Genomic DNA, 13,933 nt, shown 5'->3' with positions numbered 1-13,933 from the left:
ACGCATTAGGCTTCACATGACATCGTCCGGATGCCGGCCAGGCTTGTGCCTGTAGGTGGGGAAGGTCCAGCCGAACCACAGGGCTCCACCGCGCACCGCAAAGGCCGCCACGACGCCGCAGGCAGACGCCAGATAGAGCTGCATTCCGAGCGCATTGGCGAGCGTGAACACGCCGGCGCCGATGAGGGCTGCGGTCACGTAGATTTCCGGCCTCAACAGCACCGAAGGCTCGTTTGCCATCAGATCGCGCAGGATGCCACCGAAGGTCGCCGTCAGCGTGCCGGTGACGATCGCGATGGTCGGCGAGCCGGTGGCGGCGAGGCCCTTGGCGGCGCCGATCACGCAATAGGCGGCAAGGCCGATCGCATCTAGCCAGATCAGCAGGCGATAGCGCGATTCCAGCAGGTGGGCGGTGAAGAAAACGATGACGCCCATGACGCAGCAGACGAGGATATAGGCCGGGTTCAGAACCCAGAAGACCGGCACGCGGCCGAGCACGATATCGCGCACCGTGCCGCCGCCCGTTCCCGTCACCATGGCGAAAAACAGAAAACCAATCAGGTCCAGCTGCTTGCGCGAGGCGGCGAGCGCGCCCGTCGCGGCAAACAGCGCAATGCCGGCATAATCGAGATAGACGAGCAAGGACATGCGAACCTCGGAACCGGCAGAAGTTTCAGAGCATGATGCCGAAAAGTGTCAGCGGTTTTCGGACGACATCATGCTCTACCTGTTCTCGGGAAAGAACCACGGCGGCAAGGGCGGCGCAAGGCGGCGGCGTCATAAAGCGAAGGTCTTTATTTGATGCATGTCGTTGTCCCAAAACCGCTGCACACTTCTAGACGACATGCATTGGGCTACAGAGCCTTCATCCAAAAGAGGAAAGCCGTGAAAACGCTGGTGCTCGCCGTTCTGAATATCGTCCTGCTGCTTGCCATGCCGGCTGTCGCCTTCGGCCAGCAATCGCTGATTTCCGATCCTGAGATCTACGAGAAGAAACATTTCCAGGAGCAGTGCAAGACGGCGGAATTTGCCGATGGCTTCATCATCCGGCAGGACATCAATAATGATGGCCTGATCGACGCGGTGGTCAACGAGGGCCAGCTGACCTGTGACGGGCAGAAGGGGCCGCAATGCAATGACGACGGCTGCACCTATAATTTCTACCTCCAGGTTGCCGAAGGCGGTTATTTCATGATCGCGACGGCGCAGATCTATGGCTACGATTTCGTCCAGCGCTTCGGCAACATGGTGCTGGCGATGAAGATGCATCCGCGTTTCTGCGACCGCACCGAAGGTGATCCCTGCATCGTGACGGCCCGCGTCCGCGGCACGAAATTCGTCACCATCTCGAAGAAATAGCTCAGCGCAAGACCCGAAATCGGAATCGATTTTCGAGTCATTCGCAAATTCAAAGTGATAGAGCGTCCTTGGCGCGTCCTGCTGGACGCGCGGCGCTCTATTGCGGATAAAGTTCCGACGTGCGACCGGCGAGATAATATCCCACCAAGCCGTACCATTCGCGGATCGCCGTCGCCAGGTTCTGCGCGTTGAGGTTCGGCTGGGTGAAATCGAGCCCGAGCCTCACCTGGCCATCGGTGCGATAATCGGTCGGCCAGGGCACGATATCGATGCCGAGCTTGCGGAAGATGCCGACGGACCGCGGCATGTGGAAACCCGACGTGATCAGCAGGCAATTGGAAAGCCCCTGGCTTGCCAGGAATTCCTTGGTGTTAACGGCGTTTTCAAAGGTCGTGCGCGATTGCCTCTCTTCGATCAGGCGATCCCTGCCAACGCCGAAGAGCGGGAAGAAGCGCTCGGATGCCGCCGCATCGCCTTCGTAGATGCCCGAAATGGAGCCGTCGCCGCCCGATACCAGAATGCGCGACTGCGGAAATTTCTGCGCAAGCCGCAAGGCTTCGATGAAGCGGTCGGCCCCGCCGTTTAATTCTATGCCGTGGCGCGCCGTGTTCACCTCATTTTCGAAGGCGCCGCCGAGCACGATCATGCATTGCAGGCGACCCGGATCAGCGGCGGGCTTTGCGAAGCGCTGCTCGAGACCCTGCATCAGAAGGTTGCCGGCCGTGGTGTAGAGCGTGACGAAAAGGATGAGGGCCGCACCCGTTGCGCCGAGGATACTTAAGGTACGCCAGCGCAGAAGACCGGCAAGCAGGGCAAAAAAGACGAGGAAGAATGCCAGCGACAGCGGTTGAGCGAAAATCCAGACAAGCTTCGAAATCAGGAACAAGACCCACTCCTTGGGGATTGGCGGCGGTCCTTTCTATCCGATTCGACGGTAACAGGAATGCGACGGTTCTATTTCACGCGCGCAGCGGCCGATCGATGTGGCGCGATCTTCTGGTTGAAGCGCCGCTGAAGCGGCCGCGGGATGAACATGGCAGCAAGTGCAAGCACCATGGCGAAGAAGGAGACCAGCCACAGTGCATGCGCGCCCGTCAGCCGCGTCAGGACGGCGCCGACGATCGCGCCAAGCATCATGCCCCCCCAGGGCACAATCTGGATCGTCCATTCGATATGGCGGTCGCCGATGATCCAGCGGCCGATGCCGCGGCCGAAGCGCGACAGGGCGCCGGTCACATAGGTTAGGCCGATCGGCAGGCCTTCGATGTGTTCGACGGCAGCGTTCACCATGCCCATGGAAAAAACGATCATGTAGAACCGAGCGAACAGCATGTTCTGCACCGTCATCATCGAGGCGAGCGCCAGGACGAGACCGACGCAGCCGAGCACCACGAAGATGCGGCGCTCGGAGACATGAGCGATGACGACCCCAGCCGCGTTGCCGAGCACGAAAACGACGATGGCGGAGATCAGGACCGCCGCGTGATAAAGATTGCCCTCACTCAAGGCCAGTGCCGCCCGCGTCGTGTTGCCTGTCATGAAGGAGACGAAATCGCCGGTCAGCAGAAGACCGGTCGCATCGGTCATGCCAGCCAGAAACGAGATCGAGCCGACGAGGGCGAGCCCGGTCAGGGTTCGTCGGGTCCGGATGATGCGACGGCGTCTTGATCTGGTCATTGGCTGAGGGTCCTGGAGCCGAATCGCTGAGATTCCAGCAACGAACATACATCCTCTCATTGAGGAATTGGCAAAGGCGATCGGAAGCGGATGAGGGCGGACTTGAATGGCAACACATTTTCGGCCATAGAAACGGCGTTGCTTCAGATCGAAGCTCCGTAAGCGTTTACGTCAATCAACGCGCAACCCGCCGATCGGCGCTGCGCAATTGTCTGATCGGCACCTTACGGAGATCAAAATGCCCAAAGGCAAACTCCCCAAACGTTACAATACGATCGTCATGCCGCTTATCCTCTCGCTGTTGATGACCTCAGTCGTCTCAGCGATCAGCATCGTGAGAGCACAAGGCCTGACTGCGCCTGCACTTGCCATGTGGCCCTCCGCATGGGCGCTCTCCTGGGCGATCGCCTTTCCCGTCCTGCTATTGGTGCTGCCGGTGGTCAAGCGGGTGACGGCTGTTATCGTCGAGATGTGAGCGCAAGGCGCCGGCGGGCTGCGCAGGCGGCCTGCCGGAGTTGGCTGGGGCGATCAGAGTCTTTTCTTTGCGAATGTGCCAAGCATATCCGCAGAATTTAGCTGTTCGGTTTTCGCACGGCAGCATGTGGTGCTTAATCGGAATCGGTCTTTTAATTGGTCAGGCGACCGGGATCCCAATCAAGCTAGACTAATCTCTTGCTGGCAAAAGCCCTGCCAGAATGCGATTTCAGATATTTTTCGAATTCAAGGGCTTTGTGCTTGTCGGGAAAGGCACAATACCAGAGCAAATTCCATGGTACGAATTTGGCAGTGTGGGTGGATTTTCCGGCATTGTGAGCCGCAAGCCGCTGTTTCAGATCTGCGGTAGACCCGGTATATTCCTGATCGGGAAAATCAACGCTGCGGAGAATATAAACATACCACATCAGCGTTTCAGCCCGTCGTCGCCCTTCGGGCTATGCCGGGCACTGCTTCGGCCTAACGGTTTCTCGCGGCGGTGCCACGCGAAGCCCGTAAGGGCGAAGCGTGGTGGAGCTAAGCGGGATCGAACCGCTGACCTCTTGCATGCCATGCAAGCGCTCTCCCAGCTGAGCTATAGCCCCATCAAGGTGGTCCGGCTCGAGGCCGGTCCTGGGATACTCCTCAAGGCGTGCCCTGCGGAGTGGCGGCTTATTACTTCCGGTTTTCAGAGATAGCAAGCCTAAAAAAATGCGGCCCGGAGAATTTTTTCCTCGCCGGGCCGAAATGCAGTCGTCAGACTTCGTCGTCGTCGCCGGTCACGCCAATGATGTCGCTCATGTCGTCATCGTCGTCGTCTTCGTCCGGTGTGAGGAAGGTATCGTCGTCGTCGTCGCCTTCGATTTCAACATCGTCATCGCCGATATCGGGAATGTCGTCGCCGCCGGCGGCTTCATCGGCATCTTCCAGCGAAACCAGTTCGACTTCGGTGTTTTCAGTATCGACTTCCGCGACCTCGTCTTCCTCGGCAACTTCGGCGATCGCCGAGGTTTCTTCGAAGAAGGACAGAGGATAGGACTTGCCGGTATAAGGAGAAACGATCGGATCCCGGTTCAGATCATAAAACTTCTTGCCGGTTTCCGGATCGGTACGCTTGGTTCCAAGTTCCGCTTTCGCCACTATAAGCCTCGTGTGAATGACCGAATAAGAGATTCGGCAAATGCCGATCAAGCCGGCGTTCCATCGGAATTTATAAGCCGGTCCCCTTAATCGCTGTGGCTTCCCATGTCAAAGCCAAACTTTGCGATCGGAGCCCGGGGGTTTTGGCAAGCCGACGGATGACCGCCCGGCGCGTTTGTGTTAACGAGCCGCAACAGCTGCAGAAGCGGACGGGAATTGCGACCGGCCAAGCCTGTCTTGTGGCAAAAATAGACTGCATTTGCAAAGGATTACGCATGTTGCACGGCTCTGCGCCCAGGCCCGCCACCGCCCGCAAATCCGCCGGTCTTACGGGCAGCGTGCGTATTCCGGGCGACAAGTCGATCTCGCATCGTTCCTTCATGTTCGGCGGGCTTGCTTCCGGCGAAACCCGGATCACCGGCCTGCTCGAAGGCGAGGACGTGATCAATACCGGCCGCGCAATGCAGGCAATGGGCGCCAGAATCCGCAAGGTGGGCGAACAATGGCTGATCGAGGGCACCGGCAACGGTGCGCTGCTTGCACCTGACGCGCCGCTCGACTTCGGCAATGCCGGCACCGGCGTGCGGCTGACCATGGGCCTCGTCAGCACCTACGACTTTCGCTCCACCTTCATCGGCGACGCCTCGCTTTCGAAACGGCCGATGGGCCGCGTGCTCAATCCGCTGCGCGAAATGGGCGTGCAGGTCAGCGCCTCCGAGGGCGACAGGCTGCCGGTGACGCTCAGAGGCCCGGGAACGCCGAGCCCGATCCGCTATCGGGTGCCGATGGCATCCGCCCAGGTGAAATCGGCCGTGCTGCTTGCCGGCCTCAATACGCCGGGTGTCACCACGGTCATCGAGCCGGTGATGACGCGCGACCATACCGAAAAGATGCTGCAGGGTTTCGGCGCCGCCCTTTCCGTCGAGACGGACGAGGACGGCGTCCGCACAATCCGGCTCGAAGGCCGCGGCAAGCTGAAGGGCCAGGTGATCGACATTCCCGGTGATCCTTCTTCCACCGCCTTCCCGCTGGTTGCAGCGCTGCTTGTCCCCGGCTCCGACATCACCATCGTCAACGTGCTGATGAACCCGACCCGTACCGGGCTGATCCTGACGCTGCAGGAGATGGGGGCTGATATCGAGGTGCTGAATGCGCGTCTTGCCGGCGGCGAGGACGTGGCGGATCTGCGCGTGCGCCATTCCGAGCTCAAGGGCGTGACCGTTCCCGAAGATCGCGCTCCGTCGATGATCGACGAATATCCTATTCTCGCCGTCGCCGCCTGTTTCGCTGAGGGCGTCACCGTCATGAAGGGGCTTGAGGAATTGCGCGTCAAGGAGTCCGACCGTCTTTCCGCTGTGGCCGACGGGCTGAAACTCAATGGTGTGGATTGCGACGAAGGCGAGGATTTTCTCATCGTGCGCGGCCGGCCTGACGGCAAGGGCCTCGGCAACGCTACCGACGGCAGGGTCAGCACACATCTCGACCATCGCATCGCCATGAGCTTCCTTGTCATGGGGCTTGCCTCGGAGCATCCTGTCACAATCGACGACGCGGCGATGATCGCGACCAGCTTTCCCGAATTCATGCAGCTGATGACCGGCCTTGGAGCAAAGATCGACGAGGTGCCGGAATGATCTACCCGCCGCGGCAATTCCGCGAAAACAAACTCATTCGCCGTTTCGGCGCGGTGCCGCAGGACTAATTTGATGACAACCAAGACCTTCATTATCGCCATCGATGGCCCGGCGGCAGCCGGCAAGGGCACGCTCTCACGCCGCATCGCCGACCAATATGGCTTCCATCATCTGGATACCGGCCTGACCTATCGCGCCACGGCCAAGGCGCTGCTCGATGCCGGCCTGCCGCTCGACGACGAGGCGGTGGCGGAAAAGATCGCAAGAGAGGTTGAACTCGCTGGATTGGATCGCGATATACTTTCCAAACATGAGATCGGCGAAGCCGCCTCGAAGATTGCCGTCATGCCGGCGGTGCGCCGGGCTCTGGTCGAGGCGCAACGGCGGTTTTCGGCGAAAGCGCCTGGAACCGTGCTCGACGGGCGCGATATCGGCACCGTCGTCTGCCCGGATGCGCCGGTGAAACTCTATGTAACGGCGTCGCCGGAAGTTCGCGCAAGGCGCCGTTATGACGAGATCCTCGGCAAGGGCGCTGCGGCAGATTTCGATGCGATCTTCGAGGACGTCAAGCGGCGCGACGAACGCGACATGGGACGGGCCGACAGCCCTTTGAAACCAGCGGTCGATGCGCACTTGCTTGATACGTCGGAAATGAGTATAGAGGCCGCGTTTCAAGCTGCTCAATCGATCATCGATGCGGTCTTGAGCCGAAATGCCTAAATTCAAGCGATTTTGCGTGCTCTGAGCATGGATCGCTTCTAATATAGCAAGCCTGAAATTCCGTCCAAGCGCCGGATTGCCTTCGTGAGAGGGCGGACTGGGTTCAGGCCCGTTCAACGCAAACCAACCGGCGCATACGTGTCCGCTTCCGTTTCAGGACACGCAGGAGATTTTATGTCAGTAGCTACCCCCTCCCGCGAGGATTTCGCGGCTCTTCTCGAAGAGTCCTTTGCCAAGAACGACCTGGCCGAAGGCTATGTCACCAAGGGCATCGTCACGGGCATCGAGAAGGACGTCGCCGTTGTCGACGTCGGCCTGAAGGTTGAAGGCCGCATCGCGCTCAAGGAATTCGGCGCGCGCGCCAAGGACGGCCTGTTGAAGGTCGGCGACGAAGTCGAAGTTTATGTCGAGCGCATCGAAAACGCGCTTGGCGAAGCCGTTCTGTCGCGCGAGAAGGCTCGCCGCGAAGAAAGCTGGGTCAAGCTCGAAGCCAAGTTCGAAGCTGGCGAGCGCGTCGAAGGCGTGATCTTCAACCAGGTCAAGGGCGGCTTCACGGTCGACCTCGACGGTGCGATCGCCTTCCTGCCGCGTTCTCAGGTCGATATTCGCCCGATCCGCGACGTGACCCCGCTGATGCACAATCCGCAGCCCTTCGAAATCCTCAAGATGGACAAGCGCCGCGGCAACATCGTGGTTTCGCGCCGTACGGTTCTGGAAGAGTCCCGTGCCGAGCAGCGTTCTGAAATCGTCCAGAACCTCGAAGAAGGCCAGGTTGTTGACGGCGTCGTCAAGAACATCACCGATTACGGTGCGTTCGTTGACCTCGGCGGCATCGACGGCCTGCTGCACGTCACCGACATGGCATGGCGCCGTGTGAACCATCCGTCGGAAATCCTGAACATCGGCCAGCAGGTCAAGGTTCAGATCATCCGTATCAACCAGGAAACCCACCGTATCTCGCTCGGCATGAAGCAGCTCGAGAGCGATCCGTGGGATGGCATCCAGGCCAAGTATCCGGAAGGCAAGAAGATTTCCGGTACCGTTACGAATATCACCGACTATGGTGCATTCGTCGAGCTGGAGCCGGGCATCGAAGGCCTGATCCACATCTCGGAAATGTCCTGGACCAAGAAGAACGTTCACCCCGGCAAGATCCTGTCCACGAGCCAGGAAGTCGAAGTCGTCGTTCTCGAAGTCGACCCGTCCAAGCGCCGTATTTCGCTCGGCCTCAAGCAGACGCTGGAAAACCCGTGGGCAGCATTCGCCCGCAGCCATCCGGCCGGCACTGAAGTCGAAGGCGAAGTCAAGAACAAGACCGAATTCGGCCTGTTCATCGGCCTCGACGGCGATGTCGACGGCATGGTGCACCTCTCCGACCTCGACTGGAACCGTCCAGGCGAACAGGTCATCGAGGAGTTCAACAAGGGTGACGTCGTCAAGGCCGTCGTTCTCGACGTCGATGTCGAGAAGGAACGCATCTCGCTCGGCATCAAGCAGCTCGGCAAGGATGCAGTCGGCGACGCCGCTGCTTCTGGCGACCTGCGCAAGAATGCAGTCGTTTCCTGCGAAGTCATCGCAGTCAACGACGGCGGTGTCGAAGTGAAGCTCGTCAACCACGAAGACATCACTTCCTTCATCCGTCGCGCCGACCTCGCCCGCGACCGCGACGAACAGCGCCCTGAGCGCTTCTCGGTCGGCCAGGTCTTCGACGCCCGCGTCACCAACTTCTCCAAGAAGGACCGCAAGATCATGCTGTCCATCAAGGCTCTGGAGATTGCGGAAGAGAAGGAAGCCGTTGCCCAGTTCGGTTCGTCCGACAGCGGCGCTTCGCTCGGCGACATCCTGGGCGCAGCCCTGAAGAACCGCGGCGGCGAATAAGCCTCGCATCCGCCTTTGAATTGAAGAACCCGCCGGAGCGATCCGGCGGGTTCTTCATTTTCAGGCAATCAACGTGTTATTCCCAGCCGACCATACGCTGATAGAGCGCATAGACCGGGTCGTCGGCCGGGCGGCCGGGCTGATAAGCCGACGGTTCGGTATCAATCATCCTCGGCGTCCTCCGCTCGGGTGCCGCGTCGGTCGTATCGGCATCGGGCTCGGCATCCTCGCCACCGGACTGTGCCTGCTGCTGATCCTCGGACGCGTCGTCGCGGTGGTGCTGATGCTGGTGGTGCGTTTCGCCCGCCTTCTCGTTCGATGGCGTATCCTTGGCGAATTGGTAGGGCAGCTGGCTATAGGCAAGGCCCTCCGGCATCTTTGCCGCCAGCGGCACATAGGAGGCCTCGGCCGTCTCGGGGATCGGCATCATCTGCGGTTGCGCGGAGATTTCTTTCGGCTGACGGGCTGCCGCCGCCGCGGCCTCAATATCCATCTGCGGTGGGCGTAGTGCTGCTGATTGGCGGGGATCGGGTGCTGTGAATTCGGCCGGCTGCCTCAAGGTCTCGGTCGCATCGCTGATGACGGCGTCGTCGAGGATCGCATCTATCTCCACTGCCGCCTCGACGGCAACATCCTCCAGCACGGTTTCGACGTCTTGCTCGCGGATGATCGTGGCGATCAGCTCGGAGACTTCTTCGGTCATGGAGGCAACGATTCCTGCCCAGTTCCTGGGAATGACAGGATCGACCTTTTCCGACGTCGCGTGAGGTTGGATGGCAGGCGGCTCCGGCGTTTCCTGCGTATCGTCGGCCGCTGCGGCTTCCGTCGACGAGGCTTGCCGGGTTTCGATCTCCTTCGACGCAGACATTTCCGGGGCGACCTCCCTTGCCGTCGCCGGGGTGGACTGAGCCCGGTTTTCAGCATGCGGCGTTTCCGGATCGGCAGCTTCCGCGGCTTCGGCGATAAGCGCGTCCTCGGTGGTCATCAGAGCTGCGGCCTCGATCAGCGAATCGGCCGGCGCGGGCACCTTGTCTACCGGCTGGCGCATGGCGGCAGGCAGGCTGTCCTCATGCAGCCGGATCTCGGGGCGAGCTTCGGCGCGCATCGGCGAAGCGTCATTCTGGCCATAGGAGCGGACGACGGCGCGGGCGGCGAGGTCGCGATCCTTGTAGCGGACGATTTCCAGATAGGCGACGATGCGGGCGGCTTCAGGGCCTGTCGGGTTCTTCAGGGCCTCGGCGATTGTTCGGAGCGGCACGCTATGCCCCTGCTCGGTGAGCTGGCGCTCAACCTCGTCGATCCTAGCGGTTGGCAGCTGCCGGATGGCATCGGCCAGCCGAGAGGCGAAGGCAAGATTGCTCTCGTCCTCGCCACGATCCAGCGAGATCGAGCGGCCTGCCGCATCGATGACATCGAAAAGGGCTTCGACCATGCGCTCGCGCGCCGCAAGGAGCAGAATATTCAGTTTGCCGGCAATGGCGGAATTGAGGTCTGCGGCTTCGACGGCGTTGACAGGCGGGGGGGCAATCACGGAGTGGCCGAGACCGCTGGCGACGATCGCCGCTGTCTGACCCTGGGACGAAAAGCTTGCATTGGACGCTGCACGAACGGGAGTCAACATGGCATGCTCCTTTCGTAAAGTGACGATGAAAGCAGGCTCTAGAAAAGGACCGCGCTCATCCGGCCCCCTTGCATCCCAGCAGATCCTCCTGTCCGCATGACGCAGTTTCGGCGTCATCGAATGCATAAAAATTAACAGGAATGTTAATAAACAGGCGTTAATGAATCGCTAACGGCCGCGGACAAGTCTGCCGCACGGTTATTAGCAAACGCAGAATGAAAGCAATTCGCTCAGCTGTGGGCGAAGATATCGGCCTCTTCCCAGCCGAGCAGGTCGAGCTTGGCGCGGGTCGGCAGGAATTCGAAGCAGGCCGTCGCATGATCGTAGCGGCAGTCGCGGATCAGGCGTTCCGTCAGCTTATCGCGCAACGCATGCAGATAAAGCACGTCGGACGCGGCATATTCGAGCTGGGCCGGAGACAGCGTCTCGGCCGCCCAATCGGAAGATTGCTGCGCCTTGGAGACATCGACGTCGAGCATCTCCTTGAGATTATCCTTGAGGCCGTGACGATCCGTATAGGTCCGGATCAGGCGCGAGGCGATCTTGGTGCAGAAAACCGGGGTCGTCGTGACGCCGAAAGTATGGAAGAGCACGGCAATATCGAAGCGGCCGTAATGAAAGATCTTCTGATGGGTGGGGTCTTCGAGCAGGGCGACAAGATTTGGCGCCTGCTTCTGGCCGGCGGCGATGCGGATGATATCGGCGGTGCCGTCACCCGGCGAAAGCTGGACGACGCAGAGCCGATCGCGGCGCGGCACCAGGCCGAGCGTTTCGGTGTCGATTGCTATCGCGCCGGTGTAGCGGGCGGCATCGGCCGCGGAAATATCGCCTTCGTGAAAACGTATGGTCGCCGCCATGAGACTGTCTTTCGTTCGAATGCATCCCCTACAGCGCCGCGCGTCTTTTCGAGAGCCGCAAAGGACGCTGTAGCACTTTGAATGGCTGCATAATTTTATCCTCAAATCGATTCCGATTTAAGGAATTATGCAGCAGCGCTATAGCGCAAAGGCGCAGAATGCGAAACCGCTTTCCTGCCACTAGAGTGCCGTGCGTCCTCTCGGACGGATTTAGGACGCTCTACCTCTCTTAATCTTCGCATCGTGCTGGCGGTTCAGAAAGTCGGCGGCGTGTTAATCCAGAGAAGCACGGTTTCGCCATCGTGGCGATTGCGCCAGGAATGGTCGCGGCGGCTTTCGAAATAAAGTGAATCGCCAGGCCCGAGATCGAAGAATTGATCGCTGTCGAGCACCAGTTCGAGCCGGCCGGACAGAACATGCATGAATTCCTCGCCCTCGTGGCGATAGGCGCCTTCGCTGGCAGCACCCGGCGCCAGCACGAAACGATGGCAATCCATCATCCTGCGGCCTTCGGCAAGGAGCTGCACCGTGACACCCGGCGTTGTTTCCGGCCACTTGTGCCATTCGCCGGCGCGCACCAGCACCGGCACGTCCCCATTTTCTTCGCCGGAAAGGCGGGAGACGGTGGTGCCGTAATATTCGGCAAGATCATGCAGCGTCTTGAAACTGACGCCCTGCGAGGTGCGCTCCAGCGTCGAGAGCGTCGACGAGGTGACGCCGATGTCGCCGGCCACCTGATCGAGCGTCTTGCCGCTCGCATGGCGCAGGCTGCGCAGCTTGCGGCCGAGGCCGTTGTCCTGGCTTGCCTCGGCGCTATCAGCGGAGGGCTCCTCGCCCTCCAGCGCCTCGCGGATTGCCGCGGGATTGAGGCCACGCTCGACACGATACCAGGAGATGCGCTTCAACCGCGCCACATCGTCGGCGCTGTATTGCCGATGGCCGGTTTCCGAACGGCCGGGAACCACCAGACCCTGGCTTTCCCAGAGGCGTAGCGTCGAGGCCGAAACGCCAGCCAGCCGCGCGGCTTCCGCCACCTTGTAGCGTACAGGTCCATTATCGTTCATCCGAAAGTATCCCCGATTCCAATCGCCCCAGAGCCTTCATCAAAAAGCGTGATGTTTGAAGCAAAAAATGCCGCTTGATTTCTTGCAGGAAAAATGTAGGAACTTTCTATAGATCTTGCAGAACTTATGCAAGATAGTTCTGAAGCCCCTTTTCAGCGCAGGAGCGCATCGATGAACGCGATCAACCTTACGGACCGGAAGAACGCTGCTATTTCACGCGGCGTCGGCATGACGACACAGATTTATGCGGATCGCGCAGAGAATGCGGAGATCTGGGACAAGGAGGGCCGCCGCTACATCGATTTTGCCGCCGGCATCGCCGTTCTCAACACCGGCCACCGCCATCCCCGGGTCATCGCAGCGGTCAAGGATCAGCTCGACCGCTTCACCCATACCTGCCATCAGGTGGTGCCCTATGAAAGCTACGTCCATCTGGCCGAACGGCTGAACGTGCTGGTGCCCGGCGACTTCGAGAAGAAGACGATCTTCGTGACGACAGGCGCCGAAGCGGTCGAGAACGCCGTCAAGATCGCGCGCGCCGCAACCGGCCGCTCGGCCGTCATCGCCTTTGGCGGCGGCTTCCATGGCCGCACCTTCATGGGCATGGCGCTGACCGGCAAGGTCGTGCCCTACAAGGTCGGTTTCGGCGCGATGCCGGGCGATGTGTTCCACGTTCCCTTCCCGATCGAGCTGCACGGCGTCACTGCCGATCAGTCGCTGGCGGCGCTGAAGAAGCTCTTCGCCGCCGATGTCGATCCGCAGCGCGTCGCCGCCATCATCATCGAGCCGGTGCAGGGCGAAGGCGGCTTCTATGCGGCCCCCGCCGCCTTCATGAAGGCGCTGCGCGAGCTCTGCGACCAGCACGGCATCCTGCTGATCGCCGACGAGGTGCAGACCGGTTTTGCCCGCACCGGCAGGATGTTCGCAATGGATCACCACGAGGTGGCGCCTGACCTGACAACGATGGCAAAGAGCCTGGCCGGCGGCTTTCCGCTCGCCGCCGTCACCGGCCGCGCCGAAATCATGGATGCGCCGGGACCGGGCGGGCTCGGCGGCACCTATGGCGGCAATCCGCTCGGTATCGCGGCCGCCCATGCCGTGCTCGACGTCATTGTCGACGAGGATCTCTGCAACCGGGCCAACCAGCTCGGCGGGCGGCTGAAGCAGCGGCTGGAATCGTTGCGCGAGACGGTGCCGGAGATCGTCGACATCCGCGGGCCGGGTTTCATGAACGCGGTCGAATTCAACGACCGGACGACGGGACTGCCGAGCGCGGAATTTGCCAACCGGGTGCGGCTGATCGCGCTCGACAAGGGTCTGATCCTGCTCACCTGCGGCACCCACGGAAACGTCATCCGCTTCCTCGCACCGATCACCATCCAGGACGAGGTCCTCGGCGAGGCGCTCGATATTCTCGAAGCCTCAATGCTGGAGGCGAGCGCGGGCAAGTGACCGCACCGAACCCGGATTTCAGCGGGCTGCCGGCAACCGGCAGCCGCACTCCCAAGG

Annotated in this window: 15 protein-coding genes and 1 tRNA gene; 7 read left to right on the top strand and 9 right to left on the bottom strand. The window is 60.8% G+C overall.

Annotated features, from left to right (window positions below):
* Positions 1 to 12: 12 nt before the first annotated feature.
* The gene (locus BS629_RS32025) at positions 13 to 648 is read right to left on the bottom strand and encodes a trimeric intracellular cation channel family protein (protein WP_018244251.1); all 636 of its coding nucleotides are present in this window, start codon (positions 646 to 648) and stop codon (positions 13 to 15) included.
* Here BS629_RS32025 and BS629_RS39415 point away from each other — a divergent pair.
* On the top strand, positions 647 to 802 hold the full coding sequence (locus BS629_RS39415) for a hypothetical protein (protein ID WP_018244250.1): 156 nt from the start codon (positions 647 to 649) through the stop codon (positions 800 to 802). The two genes, BS629_RS32025 and BS629_RS39415, sit on opposite strands and share 2 nt — an antisense overlap.
* Before the next feature lie 83 nt (positions 803 to 885).
* Positions 886 to 1,359 (top strand): hypothetical protein, encoded by a 474-nt coding sequence (locus BS629_RS32020; protein ID WP_018244249.1) that lies wholly within the window; start codon positions 886 to 888, stop codon positions 1,357 to 1,359.
* Between the two features lie 97 nt (positions 1,360 to 1,456).
* Here the strand turns inward: BS629_RS32020 and BS629_RS32015 are convergent, their stop codons facing one another.
* Positions 1,457 to 2,245, bottom strand: coding sequence for a YdcF family protein (locus BS629_RS32015; RefSeq protein WP_018244248.1), 789 nt, complete (start codon positions 2,243 to 2,245; stop codon positions 1,457 to 1,459).
* Between the two features lie 68 nt (positions 2,246 to 2,313).
* Positions 2,314 to 3,036, bottom strand: a complete 723-nt coding sequence (locus BS629_RS32010; RefSeq protein WP_026188570.1) for a YoaK family protein — start codon at positions 3,034 to 3,036, stop codon at positions 2,314 to 2,316.
* 238 nt (positions 3,037 to 3,274) lie between these two features.
* On the opposite strand from BS629_RS32010, the gene BS629_RS32005 reads away from it, so the two are divergent.
* Positions 3,275 to 3,511 carry a DUF2798 domain-containing protein gene (locus BS629_RS32005; protein ID WP_018244246.1) on the top strand — a complete coding sequence of 79 codons (237 nt, stop codon included), beginning with the start codon at positions 3,275 to 3,277 and terminating at the stop codon, positions 3,509 to 3,511.
* Between the two features lie 184 nt (positions 3,512 to 3,695).
* Here the strand turns inward: BS629_RS32005 and BS629_RS32000 are convergent, their stop codons facing one another.
* The 3 genes from BS629_RS32000 to BS629_RS31990 form a co-directional block, all read right to left on the bottom strand.
* Positions 3,696 to 3,938: a GIY-YIG nuclease family protein gene (locus BS629_RS32000; RefSeq protein ID WP_018244245.1), complete on the bottom strand. Its 243-nt coding sequence runs from the start codon at positions 3,936 to 3,938 to the stop codon at positions 3,696 to 3,698.
* Positions 3,939 to 4,039: 101 nt separating this feature from the next.
* Positions 4,040 to 4,115, bottom strand: a tRNA-Ala gene (locus BS629_RS31995).
* 151 nt (positions 4,116 to 4,266) lie between these two features.
* Complete coding sequence (locus tag BS629_RS31990; RefSeq protein WP_003544290.1) at positions 4,267 to 4,650, bottom strand: TIGR02300 family protein; 384 nt, start codon at positions 4,648 to 4,650, stop codon at positions 4,267 to 4,269.
* Positions 4,651 to 4,925: 275 nt separating this feature from the next.
* Between BS629_RS31990 and aroA the strand changes: the two genes are divergently transcribed.
* The 3 genes from aroA (at position 4,926) to rpsA (ending at position 8,882) form a co-directional block, all read left to right on the top strand.
* Positions 4,926 to 6,284: a 3-phosphoshikimate 1-carboxyvinyltransferase gene (aroA, locus tag BS629_RS31980; protein WP_018244244.1), complete on the top strand. Its 1,359-nt coding sequence runs from the start codon at positions 4,926 to 4,928 to the stop codon at positions 6,282 to 6,284.
* A gap of 72 nt (positions 6,285 to 6,356) precedes the next feature.
* On the top strand, positions 6,357 to 7,004 hold the full coding sequence (gene cmk / locus BS629_RS31975) for a (d)CMP kinase (protein ID WP_018244243.1): 648 nt from the start codon (positions 6,357 to 6,359) through the stop codon (positions 7,002 to 7,004).
* A 174-nt stretch (positions 7,005 to 7,178) separates the two neighbouring features.
* The gene (gene rpsA / locus BS629_RS31970) at positions 7,179 to 8,882 is read left to right on the top strand and encodes a 30S ribosomal protein S1 (protein WP_003544285.1); all 1,704 of its coding nucleotides are present in this window, start codon (positions 7,179 to 7,181) and stop codon (positions 8,880 to 8,882) included.
* 76 nt (positions 8,883 to 8,958) lie between these two features.
* Here rpsA and BS629_RS31965 read toward each other — a convergent pair whose 3' ends face one another.
* From BS629_RS31965 to BS629_RS31955, 3 genes are all read right to left on the bottom strand, one after another.
* Positions 8,959 to 10,503 carry a hypothetical protein gene (locus BS629_RS31965; protein WP_018244242.1) on the bottom strand — a complete coding sequence of 515 codons (1,545 nt, stop codon included), beginning with the start codon at positions 10,501 to 10,503 and terminating at the stop codon, positions 8,959 to 8,961.
* Positions 10,504 to 10,733: 230 nt separating this feature from the next.
* Positions 10,734 to 11,360 carry a ribonuclease D gene (locus tag BS629_RS31960; RefSeq protein ID WP_018244241.1) on the bottom strand — a complete coding sequence of 209 codons (627 nt, stop codon included), beginning with the start codon at positions 11,358 to 11,360 and terminating at the stop codon, positions 10,734 to 10,736.
* Between the two features lie 254 nt (positions 11,361 to 11,614).
* Positions 11,615 to 12,424, bottom strand: coding sequence for a MerR family transcriptional regulator (locus BS629_RS31955; protein ID WP_018244240.1), 810 nt, complete (start codon positions 12,422 to 12,424; stop codon positions 11,615 to 11,617).
* Between the two features lie 171 nt (positions 12,425 to 12,595).
* On the opposite strand from BS629_RS31955, the gene BS629_RS31950 reads away from it, so the two are divergent.
* Positions 12,596 to 13,876, top strand: coding sequence for a 4-aminobutyrate--2-oxoglutarate transaminase (locus BS629_RS31950; protein WP_018244239.1), 1,281 nt, complete (start codon positions 12,596 to 12,598; stop codon positions 13,874 to 13,876).
* Positions 13,877 to 13,933 lie beyond the last annotated feature (57 nt).

Origin of the sequence: Rhizobium leguminosarum bv. viciae USDA 2370 (assembly GCF_002008365.1) — a bacterium.
In the GTDB taxonomy this organism is placed as follows: domain Bacteria; phylum Pseudomonadota; class Alphaproteobacteria; order Rhizobiales; family Rhizobiaceae; genus Rhizobium; species Rhizobium leguminosarum.
Note: the sequence above shows the minus strand (reverse complement) of the source record. Positions and strands in the feature narration are given on the sequence as shown.

Coding starts and splice junctions, on each gene's coding strand:
- BS629_RS31965 (WP_018244242.1), bottom strand. CDS start 10,503: ATGTTGACTCCCGTTCGTGCAGCGTCCAATGCAAGCTTTTCGTCCCAG.
- aroA (WP_018244244.1), top strand. CDS start 4,926: ATGTTGCACGGCTCTGCGCCCAGGCCCGCCACCGCCCGCAAATCCGCC.
- BS629_RS32000 (WP_018244245.1), bottom strand. CDS start 3,938: ATGTGGTATGTTTATATTCTCCGCAGCGTTGATTTTCCCGATCAGGAA.
- BS629_RS31960 (WP_018244241.1), bottom strand. CDS start 11,360: ATGGCGGCGACCATACGTTTTCACGAAGGCGATATTTCCGCGGCCGAT.
- BS629_RS32005 (WP_018244246.1), top strand. CDS start 3,275: ATGCCCAAAGGCAAACTCCCCAAACGTTACAATACGATCGTCATGCCG.
- BS629_RS39415 (WP_018244250.1), top strand. CDS start 647: ATGCGAACCTCGGAACCGGCAGAAGTTTCAGAGCATGATGCCGAAAAG.
- BS629_RS31950 (WP_018244239.1), top strand. CDS start 12,596: ATGAACGCGATCAACCTTACGGACCGGAAGAACGCTGCTATTTCACGC.
- BS629_RS32025 (WP_018244251.1), bottom strand. CDS start 648: ATGTCCTTGCTCGTCTATCTCGATTATGCCGGCATTGCGCTGTTTGCC.
- BS629_RS32010 (WP_026188570.1), bottom strand. CDS start 3,036: ATGACCAGATCAAGACGCCGTCGCATCATCCGGACCCGACGAACCCTG.
- BS629_RS31955 (WP_018244240.1), bottom strand. CDS start 12,424: ATGAACGATAATGGACCTGTACGCTACAAGGTGGCGGAAGCCGCGCGG.
- rpsA (WP_003544285.1), top strand. CDS start 7,179: ATGTCAGTAGCTACCCCCTCCCGCGAGGATTTCGCGGCTCTTCTCGAA.
- cmk (WP_018244243.1), top strand. CDS start 6,357: ATGACAACCAAGACCTTCATTATCGCCATCGATGGCCCGGCGGCAGCC.